Source organism: Methylobacterium sp. UNC378MF (genome assembly GCF_900103195.1).
Lineage (GTDB): Bacteria > Pseudomonadota > Alphaproteobacteria > Rhizobiales > Beijerinckiaceae > Methylobacterium.
The window spans coordinates 32,923-51,620 of sequence record NZ_FMWU01000033.1 but is presented as its reverse complement, the minus strand read 5'-3'; the positions used below and the strand labels follow the sequence as shown (position 1 = coordinate 51,620).

Annotated in this window: 11 protein-coding genes; 8 read left to right on the top strand and 3 right to left on the bottom strand. The window is 71.0% G+C overall.

The genetic code is table 11. The annotated features are described in order from the left end of the window. Positions 1 to 99: 99 nt before the first annotated feature. Positions 100 to 264: a hypothetical protein gene (locus BLT59_RS31985; protein ID WP_244514153.1), complete on the top strand. Its 165-nt coding sequence runs from the start codon at positions 100 to 102 to the stop codon at positions 262 to 264. Positions 265 to 376: 112 nt separating this feature from the next. On the opposite strand, the gene bcsS is transcribed toward BLT59_RS31985, so the two are convergent. Together bcsS and BLT59_RS26125 are read right to left on the bottom strand one after the other, a co-directional pair. Then, positions 377 to 1,195: a cellulose biosynthesis protein BcsS gene (gene bcsS, locus BLT59_RS26130; protein WP_091787836.1), complete on the bottom strand. Its 819-nt coding sequence runs from the start codon at positions 1,193 to 1,195 to the stop codon at positions 377 to 379. Between the two features lie 165 nt (positions 1,196 to 1,360). Beyond that, on the bottom strand, positions 1,361 to 3,781 hold the full coding sequence (locus tag BLT59_RS26125; protein ID WP_091787833.1) for a response regulator: 2,421 nt from the start codon (positions 3,779 to 3,781) through the stop codon (positions 1,361 to 1,363). Between the two features lie 426 nt (positions 3,782 to 4,207). Here BLT59_RS26125 and bcsA point away from each other — a divergent pair, with 426 nt between their 5' ends. From bcsA to bcsN, 5 genes are read left to right on the top strand one after another with little or no spacing between them, the layout of a single operon-like run. Next, entirely contained in the window at positions 4,208 to 6,598 is a 2,391-nt protein-coding gene (gene bcsA / locus BLT59_RS26120) for a UDP-forming cellulose synthase catalytic subunit (RefSeq protein WP_175544133.1), read from the top strand. Positions 6,599 to 6,603: 5 nt separating this feature from the next. Then, a complete protein-coding gene (locus tag BLT59_RS26115) occupies positions 6,604 to 9,174 on the top strand; it encodes a cellulose biosynthesis cyclic di-GMP-binding regulatory protein BcsB (RefSeq protein ID WP_091787871.1) in 2,571 nt (856 codons plus the stop codon). Further along, a complete protein-coding gene (locus tag BLT59_RS26110; RefSeq protein WP_091787827.1) occupies positions 9,171 to 10,316 on the top strand; it encodes a family 8 glycosyl hydrolase in 1,146 nt (381 codons plus the stop codon). Before BLT59_RS26115 ends, BLT59_RS26110 begins: the two co-directional genes overlap by 4 nt. Next, positions 10,301 to 12,310, top strand: a complete 2,010-nt coding sequence (locus BLT59_RS26105) for a hypothetical protein (protein WP_091787824.1) — start codon at positions 10,301 to 10,303, stop codon at positions 12,308 to 12,310. The genes BLT59_RS26110 and BLT59_RS26105 overlap by 16 nt, the downstream gene beginning before the upstream one ends. Next, positions 12,307 to 13,281 carry a cellulose biosynthesis protein BcsN gene (gene bcsN / locus BLT59_RS26100; protein WP_244514152.1) on the top strand — a complete coding sequence of 325 codons (975 nt, stop codon included), beginning with the start codon at positions 12,307 to 12,309 and terminating at the stop codon, positions 13,279 to 13,281. Before BLT59_RS26105 ends, bcsN begins: the two co-directional genes overlap by 4 nt. A 77-nt stretch (positions 13,282 to 13,358) precedes the next feature. On the opposite strand, the gene BLT59_RS26095 is transcribed toward bcsN, so the two are convergent. Then, positions 13,359 to 14,072 (bottom strand): hypothetical protein, encoded by a 714-nt coding sequence (locus BLT59_RS26095; protein WP_244514151.1) that lies wholly within the window; start codon positions 14,070 to 14,072, stop codon positions 13,359 to 13,361. 616 nt (positions 14,073 to 14,688) lie between these two features. On the opposite strand from BLT59_RS26095, the gene BLT59_RS26090 reads away from it, so the two are divergent. Then, positions 14,689 to 15,858 carry an acyltransferase family protein gene (locus BLT59_RS26090; RefSeq protein ID WP_091787814.1) on the top strand — a complete coding sequence of 390 codons (1,170 nt, stop codon included), beginning with the start codon at positions 14,689 to 14,691 and terminating at the stop codon, positions 15,856 to 15,858. 134 nt (positions 15,859 to 15,992) lie between these two features. Then, positions 15,993 to 18,614 carry an aminopeptidase N gene (gene pepN, locus BLT59_RS26085; RefSeq protein WP_091787811.1) on the top strand — a complete coding sequence of 874 codons (2,622 nt, stop codon included), beginning with the start codon at positions 15,993 to 15,995 and terminating at the stop codon, positions 18,612 to 18,614. Positions 18,615 to 18,698 lie beyond the last annotated feature (84 nt).

The following is an 18,698-nucleotide window of genomic DNA, read 5'->3' as shown; positions in this document are numbered from 1 at the left end:
CTAATGCATCAGTTTATTGGTCTCATTGCGATTTTCGCCACTCTTGCCGGGGTCCTTCACACTTGGCGGGCGCCCCGGTGGATCATCGTTGGTCTGTGCGTGACCGGCCTCGTCGGTGTGTCCGCCGCCGTCATCGGCTTCCAGCCTCGGGTGATCCCATCGCCGGTCTCGCAAGCGCAGACGCTCAACGCCGCGCTGCAGCCGGTCTTCGAAGGCGTCTGGGATCCCCTGAAGCCCAGTCAGCTCCTGGCACCGTCGCGGTAAGCCCGACCCCTTGATCGCCCTTGGGGCACCTCGGAGAGCCCCGGCCGAGGATCGTCGGGACGCACAGGATCGGAGTGTCCCAGGCACGGGCCAATCGCGCGTCGGCGAAGCCCTAGAAGGTCGAGCGGGCCTCGACGCTGGAATAATAGCCGGAGCCCTGGATCCGGTCGCGGACGTAGCCGGCGGCGACGGACATCTGCACGGGCCCGAAGCGGACGCCGGTCAGATGCGCGCCGATGCGGTATTGCCGGAAGAAGTCGTCGCCCAGGAACAGCGCCTCCGGCCCGATATAGACGCCGTCGGCGACCATGTAGCCGACCCGCAGGCGGGAATAATAGGCGTTGAACTTGGTCGAGTACGAGCCGTAGGCGGAGACCATGGTCCGGTCGGTCGGCGTCGCATAGAAGTTGCCAGCGACCTTCAGCCCGACGCCGGTGCCCACCACCGGGTTGCCCGGATCGGGGATGGACAGCTGGTTGCTGCGGACATTGAAACCGATATAGCCGGCGAGAGCCGCGTCCTTCCAGATCCACTCGTAACCCGCCTGGAGGGCGCCTTCCTCCTGATAGCCGGTGACCCGCGTGGCGACGGAGCGCCCGGGATACGAGTAGGTTCCGCCGATGGCGTCGACGCGGACCCGCAGGCCATCCCGCGAGGGCGATCCATTGGGCGCGGCGGTCACCGTGACCGAGCCGAAGGCCGAGCTGTTCGAGGTGATGCTCGTCGAGCCGTCGACGGCCACGGCCCAACTGTCATCGACCGCCTGCTGCGAGGCGCCGGTGTACCAGTCGGCGCCCGCACCCCGCGCCGCGAGGTCGGCTGCTGCCGCGGTGGACACGGTGCCGAAGGCGGCGCAGGCACACGACATGACGAGCCCCGTCGTGACGGGTGCGCGCAGCAATCGGGCAGTCGCTCCTGCGGTCCCGCCCATATGCACCGGCTCCATTAAGATGCGATTTACGCTTTAACCAACACTCGCCGACAATGGTTAAGATTGGATTTTGGAAAGACTGGTCTACAGCCGTGCATCTGCAGCCAAGATCGAGTGCGCGGCCGTCCTCGCCTGTTGGCGCGGGACGGTCCGACCGGATGACGATCAGGCGGCGCGGGCGCGATTGACCGCCACATCGAGGACGACCTGCAGGTCCTCGTTGCGGAAGGGCTTGTCGATGCGCAGGAACGCGTCGGCGGAGGATGGCAGCTGGCCGTGCGGGCTGGCGAGGATGATCCGGATGTCCGGATACCGCTCGACGACCGTGGCGGCGAGCTGAAGGCCGGCCATCACCGGCATCGACTGATCGACGATCATCGCGTCGAAGCCGGCGTCGCGGGCGAGCACCTCGAGGGCATGCGCCCCGGAGGCCGCCTGCACGACCCCGTGGCCGAGATCGGCCAGCACCTCGGCGACGCTCGCCCGCACGAGGCCGTCGCTCTCCACGAGCAGGATGTTCAGGGATGCGGACCGAGCCGGGGGGAGCTTGGCCGCGGCCGCGCGCGCCGCCGGCAGCCAGAACTCGGCCAGGAAGGGCTCTCCGCCGAGGCCGTCGCGGATGAGGCGCCATAGACCGCCGCTCTCGGTGACCAGTGCGGCGGCAGAGGCCAGGGTCTGCCCCGTGTGGACCGGCGGCAAGGCGGCCTCCGGACGGCGGCCGCTGCTGACGAGGACCCGCACATAGGCCGAGGAAGCCGGAGCGGCGTTTGTTTCGTCCGGAACGCCCTCGACCGCCGCGATGGCGAAGCCGGCGAGGCCGGCGTCGCGGATGTGGAACGCCAGGTTGAGGAGCAGCAACTCCAGCACGCGCTCGCTGCACAGGACAGGCGGCAATCCGCCGGGGATGCGGTTGAGGACCGGCCTGTCGCCGAGGGCGTTCGCGGCCAGGAACGGCAGATAGGCCTCGAAGGTGGTGGCGAGATCGGTCTCGGCGAGGGTGATGCCGGTCTCGTCGCCGCGCACGAGGTGCAGCATCCGCCGGGTGAGCGCCGCGCCCCGGCGTGCACCGACCATCGCGCGCCCGACCAGCCTTTCCTGCTCGTCGCCGAGCGCGTGACGGCGCGTCAGCAGAGCCAGATTTGCCAGAACGACGGTGAGGACGTCGTTGAACTCGTGGACGATTCCGTCGGTCACGCGGCGCAGGACGAGGTTGCGGCGCGGCTCGACTGGCTGCGGCAGGCTCGCCCCCTCGCTGCCCGGCAGCTTCCGCATGAGGGCGAAGAGCCGGCGGTCCTCTCCGGCCTCGGACAGGCAGAGCATCCTCACCTGAACCGACTGGTCCGGCCATTCGTGCAGGCGCAGGACCACGTCGTGCGGGCCGTCGGCGGCGAGCGCGGCGATGCGCGTCCTCTCGAGGCAGGGCCGGTCGGCGGCGGCGAAGCAGGCGGCGAACGGGGCTCCCGCGCCGCCCCCCTCGTTCCCGGCATGCAGCAGGGTTCGGCCGGTGTCGGGGTCGAGCTCGCAGCAGGCCCAGCCCGAGATCGCCTCGAACGTATGCAGCCGCGCCTTCAGCCGAGCCACTTCCGATCCGGCTCTCGCCATCTGCAGACCGGTGCTGCGGCGGTGACCGTCCATGACCTCCGCGAGCGCTGCGAACTCGCCGATCCATGTCTCGGAGCCGGCGGATTCGCCTGCGGTTCCGACCGCCTCCTCACCCTTCAGAAGCTGCCGCAGCGGCCGCGTCAGGCGCTTGCCCGCGACGAAGCCGAGGGCCGCCGCGCAGGCCACGAGCGCGAGGCCGAATCCGAGCATCCGCCAGTTCGGCGATCCAGTCAGGGGCTCCCCGGAGGGGGCGGCCTGCGCGGTGACCAGCCAGCCGGGCGAGCCGATCTCGGCCGCCGCGCGCATCGGCGTCGTGGCGGAGACACTGGTCGTCCGGAAGGGGCTCGGGGTCCCGGCGAGCACCCGGCTGTCCGCGGTGGCGACGAGGAAGCCGAGGGTGTCAGGCAGGGTGAGGGTGCGGCGGACGTCCTCCTCGATCCGGGAGAAGTAGCGCGGTCCGGCGTCGAGGCGCAGGAGGCCGCCCTCCGCGCGCTCGCCCAGCGCGACGGCAGCCGCGAACGGCGCCTCGGCATCCGCCCCCTCGGTCACCAAGCTGACGCCGGCTGCACGGCCGCGCAGGAACCAGGACTGCCTGGCGACGCTGCCGCCCACCAGCCCCTCATCCCCCGCCATCAGCACGGTGCCGTCGGGTGCGACGAGCAGGGCATCCCGATAGACCGGATTCAGGGCGAGCCAGGCGCGCAGCCGTGCGACACGCTGATCGGCCGAGAGCAGGCCCTCCTCGTCGCGCAGCGCCAGGGCGGCGTTGCGAGCCTCGTCGACGGTCTGCCGCAGCCGCGCCGTGATGGCGGCGACGTAGGCGCGCGAGGCCAGACCCACCGTCTCCTGCGTGGACTGCGAAGCCCCGGGTTGCGCGGCAGGAACGACGATCAGGACGGCGGCCGCGAACCCCGCCGCGGCGGCGATCGCCACCTGCAGCGCGTTGAGGAGTCCAAGGGAGATCTGGAGCGGCTTTGCGGTCATCCGTTCGCCCGGCGGAGCTGTACGGAGCGAGGCTCGATTTTCGTTAAGGGTCGATTAAGCCCGACGGTGGAGGCATGGGGCGGCGATGGCCCCAGAGCCGGCGGGTCCGGGGCGGTGACCGAACGGTTCGGAACAACAGCCTCCACCGGTCGCCGCTCTCGGCAGTTAACGCAAAGCTTCCAATGGGGCGGACAGGGTTTTCAACAGGTTGCCAGGCCTCGATCGCGCATTTCAAGCGCGCTCGACTGTGTCGTGATGCCTGTCTGCTTGGTGTCGCGTATTCCTAAATTAACCGCAATTTACGATCTGGTAAATCGGGCCGGATATTATGATGGCGTTTGTCCATTGACCATCGTCGCTGTAGAAACCCGGCCATAGAGCTGTTGCACCTCGATCCGAGGGATTGTTGGCCCGGGAGGCTGTAGCGTGAGGCAGGCGTTGCGTTGGCTGGCCTGGGTTGGGGCGACGATCGCCAGCCTCGCCCTGCTCAGCCAGCCGGTCGGGACGCAGGCCCAGCTCGCCATGAGCCTTGCCGCCATGGCGGCGATGATCGTGCTGTGGGCCGTTTTCGACGGGCCGCGGACGCGGTTCGTCTTCATGGCGCTCGGCAGCCTCGTGGTCCTCCGCTACATCCTGTGGCGGCTCACCAACACCCTGCCCGCGCCGGGCGATCCGATCAGCTTCAGCTTCGGCCTGATCCTGCTGGTGGCGGAGCTGTACTGCGTCTTCATCCTGTTCGTCAGCCTGATCATCAACGCGGATCCGCTGCAGCGCGACCCGCCGCCCAAGGCCGCGGCCGCCGACCTGCCCTCGGTCGACGTGTTCGTGCCGAGCTACAACGAGGATGCCGCGATCCTCGCCATGACCCTGGCGGCGGCGCGGCAACTGAACTACCCGCCCGACAAGCTGACCGTGTGGCTGCTCGACGACGGCGGCACCGACCAGAAGTGCGGCGACGCCGACCCGGCCAAGGCTGCGGCAGCGCGGGCGCGCCGGGGCGAGCTCCAGGCGCTCTGCGACGAGCTCGGCGCCCGCTATCTCACGCGCGCGCGCAACGAGCACGCCAAGGCGGGCAATCTCAACAACGGCCTCGCCCACGCGCGGGGGGAACTGGTGGCGGTGCTCGATGCCGACCACGTCCCGTTCCGCTCGTTCCTCACCGAGACGGTGGGCTATTTCGCGCAGGACCCGCGCCTCTTCTTGGTGCAGACGCCGCACGCCTTTCTCAATCCGGACCCGATCGAGCGCAATCTGCGGACCTTCGAGCGCATGCCCGCGGAGAACGAGATGTTCTACGCGGTGACGCAGCGCGGCCTCGACAAGTGGAACGGCTCGTTCTTCTGCGGCTCGGCGGCCCTGCTGCGCCGCACCGCCCTCGACGAAGCCGGCGGGTTCTCGGGCATCACCATCACGGAGGATTGTGAGACCGCCTTCGAACTGCATTCCCGCAACTGGACCAGCGCCTATGTCGACAGGCCGCTGATCGCCGGCCTGCAGCCGGACACGCTGACGGACTTCATCGGCCAGCGTTCCCGCTGGTGTCAGGGGATGTTTCAGATCCTGCTCTTGAAGAACCCGGTCTTCCAGAGGGGCCTCAAGCCCATCCAGAAGATCGCCTACCTCTCCAGCATGACCTTCTGGTTCTTTCCGATCCCGCGGCTGATCTTCATGTTCGCGCCGCTGCTGCACATCTTCTTCGATCTGAAGATCTTCGTGGCCAGCGTGGACGAGTCGATCGCCTACACGCTGACCTACATCATCATCAACCTGATGATCCAGAACTACGTCTACGGCAAATTCCGCTGGCCGTTCGTGTCGGAACTCTACGAGTACATCCAGGGCGTCTACCTCGCCAAGGCGATCGTTTCGGTCATCGCTTCGCCGCGCAAGCCGACCTTCAACGTCACCAACAAGGGCGCGACGCTCGACCACGACCATATCTCGTCGTTGGCGCTGCCATTCTTCCTGATCTACCTGCTCTTGATGCTCGGCTGCGCCGTCGCGGCATGGCGCTACCTGTTCGAACCCGGCGTGACCAATCTGATGCTGGTGGTCGGGCTGTGGAACTTCTTCAACCTGATCACCGCGGGCGCCTCGCTCGGCGTCTGCGCCGAGCGGCGCCAACTCGAACGCACGCCGTCGCTGGCGATCGATCGGAGCGGCGTCCTCACCCTGTCGGGGCGCAGCACCGACGTGTCGATCGAGCGCGTCTCCGCCGAGAGCTGCACCGTGCGCTTCCTCAGTGGCGCGTTCGATCAAGGGCTCACCCGCGCGGCTTTGCGCGGGGCGCTGAGCGTCGAGCCGGCGGCGGGAGCCAGGCGGACCGCGCCCCTGCCGGTGCATGTCGAAGACGCGACGCGCGACGGGCGGGACCTCGTGCTGCGCTTGAGCTTCGGCGCGCTGGCCATCCGCGACTACCCGGCGCTCGCCGGACTGATGTACGGCGACGCCGAGGCGATGCGCCGCTTCCAGCTCCGACGGCGGCGGCACAAGGACATCCCCACCGGCACGCTGCAATTCGTGTGGTGGGGCTTGGTCGAGCCGTTCCGCGCGCTGCGCTACCTCCTCGCCAGCCGACGCCCCCGGCCTGTCGAGATCGGTGAGGCGCCGGTCTACGATGCACCGCCCGAGACCGCCCCCGTGCCCGCCGTCCCGGCCGTACCGGCTTCGGCGGCGGTGAGCCCGGCGGCATCTCTCCCCACCGCCGCTAAAGGCGTCGATTCCGAGAGCGGGGACGATTGGGTCCGCCTGATGATGGATTACGAGAACGAGCGTACCCTCGCCGAGCTTCGCGGCCGGCGCACGAGCGCGGCGTGACGGCGATGGGCATCCGGCTGGGCCTCCCCGCGCTGGGGCTGCTGCTCGCCCTCGCGAGCGGTCCCGCTGCGGCCCAGAGCTTTCTCGGCCGGGGCCCGGCCGAGCGGCTGACGGTGCCGCCGAGCGGCAACGCCCTGCGGGTTCCGCCCGAGGACGGGACGGGTCCGGCGCGGCGCCCGGATGCGGCGGCGGCGGAACAGCGACCGGCGGTGCAGCGCGCCGCCGAGCCGCAGCGGGCAGCGGCCCCGCAGGCGGCGCCGCGCGCGGTGATCCAATCGACCATCGCGCCGGCGCGCCGTCTGCCGTCCGGCCCACGGGGCTTCCGCCTGAGCGGGGAGGAGGATTCCCTGCGCTATCCGGTCTACCTCACCGAGGCGCAGACGCGGGGACAGGCGCGGCTGCGCCTCTCGTACCTGTCCGCGATCTCGGTGGCGCCGGAGAGTTCCGAACTCGCCGCCTTCGTGAACGGCACCAAGGTCGGCTGGACCCGCATCCAGGCGCCCGGCGCGGTGAAGGTTGTGGAATTCGCCATCGGCGACGGCGTGCTCAAGCCCGGCTACAACGCCGTGACCTTCACGGCGAGCCAGCGCCACCGCGTCGATTGCTCGACGGCGGCCACCTACGAATTGTGGACGCAGATCGACCCGTCGCGGTCCGGCCTCGTGGTCGGAACCGCCACCGACATGGATGTCCGCTCCCTCGCCGCCGCGGAACCCGACGAGAGCGGCGCCCTGCCGATCCAGGTGATCCTCAACGAGCGCCCGAACCTGGCCCGGCTGGAGCGGATGATCGAGGCCGTGCAGGCGCTCGCGCTCGTGGGGCGGGTCGCCCGTCCGACCGTGACCTTCGGGCCGCCCCTCCAGGGCCGCAACGGCATCAACCTGGTGGTCGGCACCGCATCCGAGATCGGCGGGATCGAAGGGGTCTCCGACCTCGGTCCGATCACCGGGCCCCGCCTCGCCCTGCTGCCGACGCGGCCGAACGCACCGCCGACCCTGGTGGTCACCGGGTCACGCGACGAAGAGGTCCGGCAGGCGATCGCCAGTCTCGCCGTTCCCGCCGAGACCGGGACGCCGAACGGGCTCAAGGCCGTGCAGCTCTTCCGCGGCTACATGGTCTATGGCGGCGAGAACCTGACCCTCGACCGCCTCGGCGCGACGTCGCGCGAGTTCTCCGGACGCCTGCTGCGTGTCGGCTTCGACCTGCGCTTCCCCGGGGATTTCGTCCCGGCCGATTACGGCAAGGTCATGCTGCACCTCGCCGGCGCCTACGTGGCCGGGCTGTCCTCCGAGGCCCGCATCGTCATCGACATCAACGGACGCAACGCGGCCAGCATTCCGCTCCCGGACGCACGCGGCGAGGTGTTCGACGACAGCGCCATCCCCCTTCCCTTCAGCCTGTGGCGCCCGGGGGTGAACCACGTCGAGATCTCGGCGCAGCTGCCCAACGCCGCCGACCAGACCTGCGACACCCTCAGCCCGGCGGCCAAGCAGGCGCGCTTCCTGTTCCTCGACCGGTCGCGGATCGAGATCCCGCATTTCGCCCGGGCGGCACGCAGCCCCGACCTCGCAGCGATCAAGGGCGGCGCCGTGCCCTTCGTCGGCCCGGGTCAGCGCCCGCGCCTCGTGCTGCCGACACCGGACCGCGACAGCGCTGACGCCGCCGCGACCCTGGCCGCGCGGCTGGCGATGGCCTCCGAGCGGGTCATCGACTTCGAGACGGTCACCCAGCAGCAGGTGGCATCCGATGCCAGCCAGCTCGTGGTCGCGCCCGCCCGCGCCCTCGACCCGACGCTGCTCGAAGCGGTCGGCTTCGATCCGCAGCAGGTCCAGCGGGTCTGGGAGGGCCGCGCCGACATGATGGCCACGCCCGGCCAGTTCGGCCCCGAGGGCGTGCTCACCCTCGACCGCCTGCGCCGCAACCTGCCCATGCGCTGCGCCCTTCCCACCCTGATCCCGCAGGTGCGTCAGGCGCAGATTCCGCCCGCTCAGACCCAGCCGACCCAGGCCGATGCGGCCGGTCCGGCCCAGACCTCGGCGCTCGCCTCCGACCGCGAACTCATCGACCGCTGGGAAGCCACGACGCGCGGCTCGCGCCAGATCTGGGCGGCCCTGGACGCTGTCTGGAACGAGATCGTCGGGACGATGCGATCCCTGCGCCAGACGGTGACGGCGCAGATGCGAACGGACGACGCCATCGAGGTCCCGGCCACGGCCTCGCTGCTGATCGCCGAGGGGCCGCCGGTCCAGTCGAGCAACACCGTCATCGTCACGGCGCCGAACGCGTCACTGCTGAAAGCCTCGGTCTCCTGCCTCGTCGATCCCGTGGTGTGGGCCCGGCTGGGCGGCAGCGCCGCCTTCCTCGACGCCTCGACCGGCACGCTCGTGACGTCCCGCGCCGAGCGGATCGAGATCGTCGAGACGCAGCCCCGCTCCCTGGCGAACCTGCGCCTCGTCTCTGCGGCGTGGCTGTCGATCAACACGGAATATTACGTCGGCATGACCCTCGCCATGGCCCTGTGCCTCGGCCTTGCCACCACGAGCCTCGTGCGCAACGTCGGCCGGAAGAACTCATGAGCCGCCGCGCCCGCGCCCCCCTCGCCGCGGCCATCCTCGCCGCGGCGATCCTGCCCGCCTTGGCCCAGGAGCAGCCGATGGTACCGCCGAGCACGGCGCAACCGGGCACGCAGCCCGCTCCGGCCACGCGCCCAGTAAGCCCGGCGCTCGTCGGCAAGCTCGGCAACGATGCCGCGTGGCGCGCCTACCGCAGCCGGTTCATCACCGACCAGGGCCGGGTGGTCGACACCGCCAACGGCCAGATCAGCCACAGCGAAGGCCAGGGCTACGGCATGCTGCTCGCCGTGGCGGCGGGCGACCGGGTGACCTTCGAGCGGATCTGGGGCTGGACCCGGGCGAACCTGATGGTCCGCGGCGACGAATTGCTGGCGTGGCGCTGGTCGCCGGACAAGAGGCCGGCGGTGAGCGACATGAACAACGCCACCGACGGCGACATCCTCGTCGCCTGGGCGCTGACCGAGGCGGCCGAGGCCTGGAACGAGCCGAGCTACCGCACAGCCGCCCGGCGGATCGCCATCGAGTTCGGGCGCAAGACCATCCTGTTCAAGGATCCGCACGGGGCGCTGCTGCTGCCGGCGGTCTCCGGCTTCTCCGCAAGGGAGCGGCCGGACGGGCCGCTGGTCAACCTGTCCTACTGGATCTTTCCCGCCTTCCCGCGCCTCGCCCTCGTGGCGCCGGAATACGATTGGGCAGCCCTGACGCGCAGCGGCCTCGCCCTGCTCCGCCAGTCCCGCTTCGGCCCGAGCAGCCTGCCCACCGAGTGGATCTCCGCCAAGGACGCGCCGCATCCGGCCACCGGCTTCCCGCCTCTGTTCTCCTACAACGCCATCCGCATCCCGCTCTACCTCGCCTGGGCCGGGCTGGTGCGGCCCGACGACCTTGCTCCGTTCCAGGCCCTGTGGTCGGGAGCCGACCGGGAGCGGCTGCCGATCGTCGATACCGGCGACGGGCGCAAGGTCGAATGGCTCACCGAGGCCGGCTATTTGGGGATCCCGGCGCTGGTGGCCTGCGCCCTCGACGGCACGCCCTTCCCCGAGGATGCACAGGGCGATATCGGCAATCAGAACTACTATCCAGCGACCCTGAGCCTTCTCGCCCTCACCGCGGCCCGCATGCGCTACCCGTCATGCCTGAAGTCCTGACCGGCCGTTTGCCGGCCCGCATTCGGCAGGCTGCGCCCTGTCTTCTGCTGCTGGCGCTCGCGACCGCCCCCGCCGCGGCGCAGGGCGACCCCCGGCCCGGGCCGGCCGCCCAGAACGCGGCGCCTGCGGCCAGGACCGAGCCCCGCATCGTCTATGGCGACGGGCCGCGCGCGCCCGCGATCCTGGCCGACCCCGCCACGTCCCGCACCACCGACATGGTCGACGAGAGCGCCCTGCGCTACTACGCCGCCCAGAAGCAGACGGCGCGGATGAAGGCCGAGATCGCCCGTCTCAAGCGGCTCTATCCGGGCTGGACCGAGCCCCCGGATCTCAACGCCCTGCAGCCGAGCCCGCCCGAGGAGGCGCCCCTCTGGGATCTGTTCACCGCCGGGCGCTTCGACGACCTGCGCGCGGCGATCGCGGCCCGCCGCTCGATCGATCCCGCCTGGCAGCCCTCCGAGGAGCTGGCACGCAAGCTCCGCCGGGCCGAGTTCCGGTCCCGGATGACGGCGCTCACCGGCAAGGACGCCAACGCGATCATCGACCTCTACCGGGCCGATCCCGGCGCCCTCGATCCCCTCGACGTCCAGAGCATCTGGACGGTCGCCGACACCCTCGGCGATTCCGGCTCGGGGGACGAGGCGTTCGAACTCTACAAGTCGATCCTCGACGGAAATGCCGATTCCGGCGTCCGCCTCGCCACCATCCAGAAGGCGATGGCGCATCTGCGCATGGCGCAGGCGGAGCGCCTGATCGAGATGGGACACCGCGGCGCGAACGGGGCCTCCGAGTTCGACGCGATACGCCTCGACATCACCCGCGCGCGCATCGCCGCCTTCCTGCACGAGGAGAGCGCGGAGACCCCCAGCCCGGCCGATCTCGCGGCCTTCCAGACCGTCGCCCGCAAGAGCGGCGATCCCAGCCAGACCAGCCTGCTCGGCTGGTATGCCTACAAGCGGCGCCAGTTCCGGGAGGCGCTCGAATGGTTCAAACAGGCGATCGCCCGGGGCGGCGACGCCATGGTCGCCCACGGGCTCGCCCTCACCCTGCGCCAGCTCGACATGCAGCGCGAGGCGGAGGAGGTGGCCTATGCGTGGCGCGACCGGTTCGTCGGCAACGAGCTGCTCTACATCGACATCCTGGAGCAGAAGCTGACCCTGCCGCGCCCGCCCGCGATCGAACCCGCGCGCATCGCCCGCTACGCCCAGGTCGTCACGGCGACCACCTCCGGCGAAGGTGCCCAGGGGCTCGCCTGGTACGCCTACAATTCCTGCCAGTTCGACACGGCCCTGGAGTGGTTTCAGCGGGCCGTCGCGTGGATGCCGAGCGAGGGCACGGTCTTCGGCTACGCCCTGACGCTGCAGCGGCTGAAGCGGCAGCGCCCCTATCTCGAGACGGTGAATCGCTACGACGGCCTCTTCCCCAAGGTGGTCGACCTGCTGTTCCGGGACGCGACCGCCGGCACGCCGCTGCCCTGCGACCCCGCGCCGGCCGCCGCCCCCGTGGCGTCCGGGCGCCACGCGGCCGTTCCGAGCAGAACCGAGGCGCCGCCCCTCACCCGGGTGCCGCGGCCGGATCTCCCGGCCGCCGCGGCCGATGCAAAGCCCCTCGCGGTTCAGCGCAACGAGTTCCCCCTGGCGGTTTCGATGGAGAACGGCCTGCGCTACCCGCCGCCGGGGCTCGCGCGGATCCTGGCCGAGCCCGTTCCCGCCGGAACCTACGCGAGAGAGCCCACGGCCCCGGCGCCGCCCCTGGTGGCACGGCGCGTGCCCGGTGCGGGGCCGATGCCCTATGAGCGCTTCGGCTACGCCCTGCTGCCGGATTATCGCGGGGTCGATAAGCCGGAACTCCTCGCGCCTCCTGCCCAGGGAACGTTGTGGCAAGACCAGCAGGCCGAGCGGGGACGCCCCGAGAATTCCGAGGCGAAGCGGTTCCAGCTGCCCGCGCGCTCGGCCTACGACACGACCGGCACGACCGAGCGGACCGCCCCGTGAGGCGCGCCGCAAGCCTCGCTGCTCGGCTCGGCCCCGTCATGTGGCTCCTCGCCTGCGGCGCGGCCACCGCGCAGCCGGCTCCCGTCCTGCTGCTGCCCGGGGCCGGGGCCGTCACCGCGGTGATCGACACGCGCGAACGCGACGGGTTCGATCAGCGGCTGCGCTACGCCGGCGGCGACGGCCGCAACCATGCCGAGATTGCCCTGCGCCGGGAGACCGCCGATCTGCTCCTCGCCTTCCCGCCGCGGCTGGCCAAGCCCAGCGAGTTCGGGATCGCCGGGGAAATCGCCGTCCGGTTTCCGGGGCAGGCGATGACGGTGCGGCCGCCGCTGCGGAATGCCTACGGTCCGATCGGGATCGCCCTCGGCGCCGATTGTCTCTACGCGTGGCAATGGATCGAGGGCGGCCGCAGCGACAGCGCCTCCGGCGGGCAGCCGCCCGCGCTGTTCCAGGCCGAGCCGATCGCACGGCGCCGGGCGATCTCCCTGAGGATCCGGCTGTGCCGCACCGCCGAGGCGAGCCTCGGCGACCTCGTCCGCGCGGTGGAGGGTCTTCGGATCGCCCTGCCGGGAACGCGCCTCCCGTCGGCGGCCGCGCGCATCCGGCCCCGGAGGCCCGCGCCCAAGGCGGTCGCCCGCCGCCCCGGCAAGCCGGTCGCCGCCGAGGCGGAGACGCCCGAGACTCCGTCGCCGCGGAAGCAACCACCGGCTCCGCCGCCGTCCCCGCCGCAGACGCCTGTCGCGCCGCCGCCCGCTCCTCCGCCAATCGCTTCGCCCGATCAGAAGCGCTACATCGTGCCGCCGACCCCGCAGTCTCCCGCCCCCGTCCTGCCGGAGGCCGGAAACCAGCGCTACATCACGGACGGCGGCGGTACCGGGATCGCACCCAAGCCGGCACCGGGCCAGGCGCCCGGCGAGACCTTCTTCCGCGACCTTCCGCCTGAAGCCTATCGGCCGCCGTCGGCCCGATAGAGCCGATTCTCGTCAGGCCTGAAGCCATCCGGTGCGCCCGGCGAAGGGCCGCAGGACCGGCGACCATCGGGACGCCATCAAGGTTTTGCGGCCGCGTCTTCAACCGCGCTCGCGCGCCAGGCCGCGAGCAGGGTGGCGAGGGCCTCGGGATCCAATCCATAGCTGTCCGGCAGACCGCTGCCGCGGCCGGTGAGGCGGCGGTTCATCGCGACGAGGCGGGTGTCCCATGCGCTCGCGTCGTCGAACACGACCAGCCGCTGGCCCGAGCCCGGCAGGGTCGCCACCGCAAACCCGCTCACGGCCTGCCAGCCGATGCGCCGCGACCGACCGACCTGCACGATCGCGAGGCCTGTCCCATCGAGGTGCAGCGCCGAGCCCCGGATCGCCACGAGGATCAGGAAGGGCGCACCGCCGAGGAAGAGCACGACGCCCGGCCACAGCAGAACCTGCATCGCCATCGGCGGCGCCTCATGCAGCAGCATCCAGAGCGTGACCCCACCGAAACCGGCGGACAGGGCGGCGAGGAACAGGAGCTTCTTCACCGAGGCCCGCAGGACGATCGGACCCGGATACTGCGCGAGCACGCTCTCGGCCGAGCGGGTTTCCGATTCGAGCAGGTCGGGCCGCAACCGCCAGATGGAGACCGCTGCGCACACCCCGAAGAACGCGGTCGTCGCCACCCCGCCCTCCGCACCGGCGGCGATCATCCCGATGCCGGCGATGACGAGGACGAGGTTGGCACCGAGCAGCAGGAAATGTGCGATCCGGGTCCCGCTCGTTCGCTTCGCCACGGACAACATGACCTCCCCCGCCCTGCGGACGGCTGATTGCGACTGGCCGCGCCCCCTTAGGGCACGACCGCGCAGCCAGCCAGATGGCCGCCGCGGGCCGGGCGCGGAAGGCCTGCTTCGGAGAGGGGGCGCCGGACCGGAACCGGGCGGGACCCCGGCACCTTCGGGGGCCGTCGATGCCCCGCGCCCGGTTCGGGTCATTGTGGCGGATATCGCTGCCGGGGATCCGGCGCGAGGAGGCGTGCCCTGCGTCAGTGCACGGATCGCGGTTGCTTCCACGATCCTCAGGGACCGCCCATCGGCGGGCGGCTCCAGCATAGGCGCTCGAGGGTCACTCGGCCCGCTCCCGGCCGCGCGCAGCTCAAGATCTCGGACAGCCGCCGGCCCGGGCCTCGAGGCTGCGCGCCCCAAGAGCGGTCGAAGCAAGCCGGCCGGTCCGCATCTGCGCGCGTCTGCCGTGCCCGGTCGTTCCCGGCCGGACCTCCTGATCCGGCGATGACGCGGCGCGTCGCCCGAAAGAGGTGAGTGCCTTACCCAGCAAGATGTAGCCGCGGTACGACGGTGCGGGTGTACGCGGAGCGAAGGATCAGATCGGTTCTGGTCGGCGGAGCCGGTGATGATGGTGCAGGGTCTCGAGCGCAGCCGGCATGATGCACAGCTGATCGGCCTCGATGCGGCGCGATTCCTTGCCGCGATGCTGGTCATGATCTTCCATCTCGGGGCCTATGCGTGGCAGGCGCCGCTCTCGACGGCCGGGCGCGCCCTCGGAGGTGCCGCGGCCTATCCGGGTCTGTTCGCCTGGACCTGGTTCGGATGGATCGGGGTCGAATTGTTCTTCGTGATCTCGGGCTTCGTGATCGCCTACTCGGCCGAGCACGCGACCGCGCGCGCATTCCTGCGAAGCCGCCTCCTGCGTCTCGTGCCCGCGGTCTGGATCTGCGCCACGCTGACCGTCCTCGTCTCGCTCGCCATCGGCCGCATGGGATCGAGCCGGCATTTGCTGCGTGCCTATCTCGACAGCGCGCTCTTCGTCCCGGTCGAGCCGTGGATCGACGGCGTCTACTGGACCCTGGGCGTGGAGATCGCCTTCTACGGCCTCGTCTTCATGCTGCTGCTGTGCGGGCGGTACCGGAGCGTCGGTTCGGTCTGCGCCGCGCTGGGCGGCGCCAGCGCCCTGTTCTGGATCGCGACCCTCGCGATCCCGGGCCTCACCGCTGTGGCTGCAACGCGCCTCGCCGAACTGACGCTCCTGCGCCATGGCTGCTTCTTCGCGCTCGGCGTCTTCCTGTGGCTGTCGCTGATCAAGGGTGCGACGGCCGGCCGCCTGTGCGTGATCGCCCTCTGTGCGGTGGGCGCGCTGATCGAGGTCGGCGACACGTCCCAGTCGTTTCTGGCCCAGATGGGCCGGAGCGAGTCCCCTCTGGTTCCACGCCTCGTCTTCGCGGGCTGCGTCCTGATGATCGCGGCCAGCGTGCGCGGCAATGCGTGGCTCCGCGACCGGCTGGGCGCGCGGGGGTGCCTGCTGGCCCGCCGGCTGGGGCTGATGACCTACCCGCTCTATCTCCTGCACAACGTCAACGGCGCCGCCCTGATTCACCGCCTCGTCACGGCCGGCCTGCCGCCCTACCCCGTCCTTCTGGTCGCATGCGGAGCCATGCTGACGCTGAGCTTCGCCGTCATGCGCTGGGCCGAGCCGTTCGTCCGGTCGCGGCTGTCGGCCCTGCTCGACAGGGTCGGCCTCGACCGGCCGCTGGTGCCGGCACGCCGTCCGATCCCGGGCGTCTGAGCGGGGCCGGCCCCAACGCTCTCGGCCGCGCCGCGCGCTGAGGGTCTCGCGCAGGCCGCTTCGGCGGCTTCGATCGTTGCGCCGCGCGCTCCGAGGGACCAGAACGGGCCGATCCCGCACCCGGAGTGAGCCGAATGCGCACCGAGACGCCGCCGCTGATCCGCCTCGAGGAATACCGGCCCAGCGACTACCTGATCGATCGCGTCGCCCTCGACATCCGCCTCGACCCGCACGCGACCCGGATCGACGCGACGTTGACGCTGCGGCCGAACCCGGCGGGCGTGACGGGGGCGCTTCTCACCCTCGATGGCGACGACCTGCGGCTCGTCTCCGCCGACCTCGACGGCGCGCCGCTCGCGCCCGAGGCCTACACGGCATCCCCTTCGGGGTTCGTGCTCCGCGATCCGCCGCGGCAACCCTTCTCGCTGCGGCTCGTCACCGAGGTGGATCCGACCGCCAACACAAAGCTGATGGGCCTCTATCGGTCGAACGGGGTCTACTGCACCCAGTGCGAGGCCGACGGCTTCCGCCGGATCACCTACTTCCTCGATCGGCCCGACGTGCTGTCGGTCTACACCACGCGCATCGAGGCCGACCGGGCCGAGGCGCCGGTCCTGCTCGGCAACGGCAATTGCGTCGGGACCGGCGATGCCGGCCCCGGCCGCCACTTCGCCACCTGGCACGATCCGCACCCGAAGCCGGCCTACCTGTTCGCCCTGGTGGGCGGCCGGCTCGGAAAGGTCGAGACCGCCTTCACCACGATGGAGGGCCGTCCCGTCACCTGCGCGGTCTATGTCGAGCCGGGCAAGGAGGACCGCGCGGGCTATGCCCTCGACGCCGTCATCCGCTCGATGGCCTGGGACGAGACCGCCTTCGGCCGCGCCTACGATCTCGACGTGTTCAACGTCGTCGCGGTGTCCGACTTCAACATGGGCGCCATGGAGAACAAGGGCCTCAACATCTTCAACGACAAATACGTGCTGGCCAGCCCGGAGACGGCGACGGACGGCGATTACGCCGCGATCGAGGCGATCATCGCCCACGAGTACTTCCACAACTGGTCCGGCAACCGGGTCACCTGCCGGGACTGGTTCCAGCTCTGCCTGAAGGAGGGCCTCACGGTCTTCCGGGACCAGGAATTCTCCTCCGACATGCGCTCCCGGCCGGTGCACCGCATCGCCGAGGTGCGGTCCCTCCGGGCGCGCCAGTTTCCCGAGGATGCCGGGCCGCTGCGGCATCCGGTGCGGCCGCGGGCCTATGCCGAGATCAACAACTTCTACACGGCAACCGTCTACGACAAGGGCGCCGAGATCGTCCGGATGCTGCGGACCCTGATCGGCCCCGAGGCCTTCCGGGCCGGCATGGACCGCTACTTCGCCGACAATGACGGGTGCGCCGCCACCGTGGAGGATTTCCTCGCGGCCTTCGCGGCGGTGACGGGACGGAACCTCGACGCCTTCGCCCGCTGGTACGAGCGCCCCGGCACACCCCGCCTCGCGGTCACGGCCGCCTACGATCGGGCGGCCGCGCGCTACAGCCTCCGGTTCGCCCAGAGCCTGCCCGGCACCGCGGAATCCGACGGGCCGGCTCTGGTGATCCCCGTGGCCCTCGGCCTCGTCGGGGCGTCCGGGCCGCTCACCGGCGCGACCTGTCCGGACATGCGCGACGGCGTCTACGTGCTCGACCGGCCCGAAAGCACGATCGTGTTCGAGTCCGTCGCCGAGGAGCCGGTGCCCTCTCTCCTGCGCGACTTCTCCGCGCCGGTGAAGCTCGACCTCACCCTGAGCGACGCACAGCGGATGCGGCTCCTCGCGCAGGACAGCGACCCGTTCAACCGCTGGCAGGCGGCGCAGGATGTGGCGCTGCGGCTGATCCTCGATCCCGACGCCGACCGGACGGAGGCCTTCGCGGCGGCGCTCGGCCGCTTCCTCGACGGTGAGGCCCTGGCCGATCCGGCCTTCGCGGCGCTGGTCCTGGCCCTGCCCAGCGAGGGCGAGGCCGCCGACGCCGTGCCGGCCGACGTCGACCCCGACGCGATCCACCGGGCGCGGTTCGCCCTGCGCGCGCGGCTCGGCCAGGCTCTGCGGCCGCGGCTCGAGGCGATCGACGCGGCGCTCGCGCCGGAAGCCGGCGCGCCCTACAGCCCCGACGCCGCCTCGGCGGGGCGCCGGTCGCTCCGCAATGCCGCCCTCGACCTGATCGCCGCCGGGGATCCCCAGGCCGGCGCCGCCCGCGCCGCCGAGCGCCTGGCCGAGGCCACCAACATGACCGACCGGCTCGCCGCCCTCGGCACCCTGGCGCTGATTCCGGGCGAGACCCGCGAGGCCGCGCTCGCGGAATTCGCAGCGCGCTACGCCGACGAACCCCTCGTCCTCGACAAGTGGTTCGCCATCCAGGCGCAGATCCCGGAACCGGGCACGCTCGACCGGATCGCCCGCCTCCAGCAGCACCCGGCCTTCACCATGACCAACCCGAATCGCGTCCGGGCGCTGATCGGAAGCTTCGCGTTCGGCAATCCGACCCAGTTCGCGCGGCGGGACGGGGCGGGTTTCGCCCGCGTGGCCGACACGGTCGCGGCGCTGGATTCGACCAACCCGCAGGTTGCCGCGCGGCTGCTCACGGCCTTCGGATCATGGCGTCGGCTGGAAAAATCGCGCGGCGCCAAAGCGGTCGAAATGCTGAATGGGATCAAGGCGATCCCGGGCCTTTCCCGGGACTCGGCCGACATCCTCGCGCGGACTCTCGGAGGCGGCTAAACGCTTGAACCATCGGTAGAAATCGATTCTCGGGCGGCCGCGCCACACCGGGCTTCCGTCAAGCCCTTATGGTAAAAAATCCGT

What these genes read in the sequence shown, in the direction of transcription:
- bcsS (WP_091787836.1), bottom strand. Translation starts at nt 1,195, where the DNA reads ATGGGCGGGACCGCAGGAGCGACTGCCCGATTGCTGCGCGCACCCGTC.
- BLT59_RS26125 (WP_091787833.1), bottom strand. Translation starts at nt 3,781, where the DNA reads ATGACCGCAAAGCCGCTCCAGATCTCCCTTGGACTCCTCAACGCGCTG.
- BLT59_RS26115 (WP_091787871.1), top strand. Translation starts at nt 6,604, where the DNA reads ATGGGCATCCGGCTGGGCCTCCCCGCGCTGGGGCTGCTGCTCGCCCTC.
- BLT59_RS26110 (WP_091787827.1), top strand. Translation starts at nt 9,171, where the DNA reads ATGAGCCGCCGCGCCCGCGCCCCCCTCGCCGCGGCCATCCTCGCCGCG.
- BLT59_RS26105 (WP_091787824.1), top strand. Translation starts at nt 10,301, where the DNA reads ATGCCTGAAGTCCTGACCGGCCGTTTGCCGGCCCGCATTCGGCAGGCT.
- BLT59_RS26090 (WP_091787814.1), top strand. Translation starts at nt 14,689, where the DNA reads ATGATGGTGCAGGGTCTCGAGCGCAGCCGGCATGATGCACAGCTGATC.
- pepN (WP_091787811.1), top strand. Translation starts at nt 15,993, where the DNA reads ATGCGCACCGAGACGCCGCCGCTGATCCGCCTCGAGGAATACCGGCCC.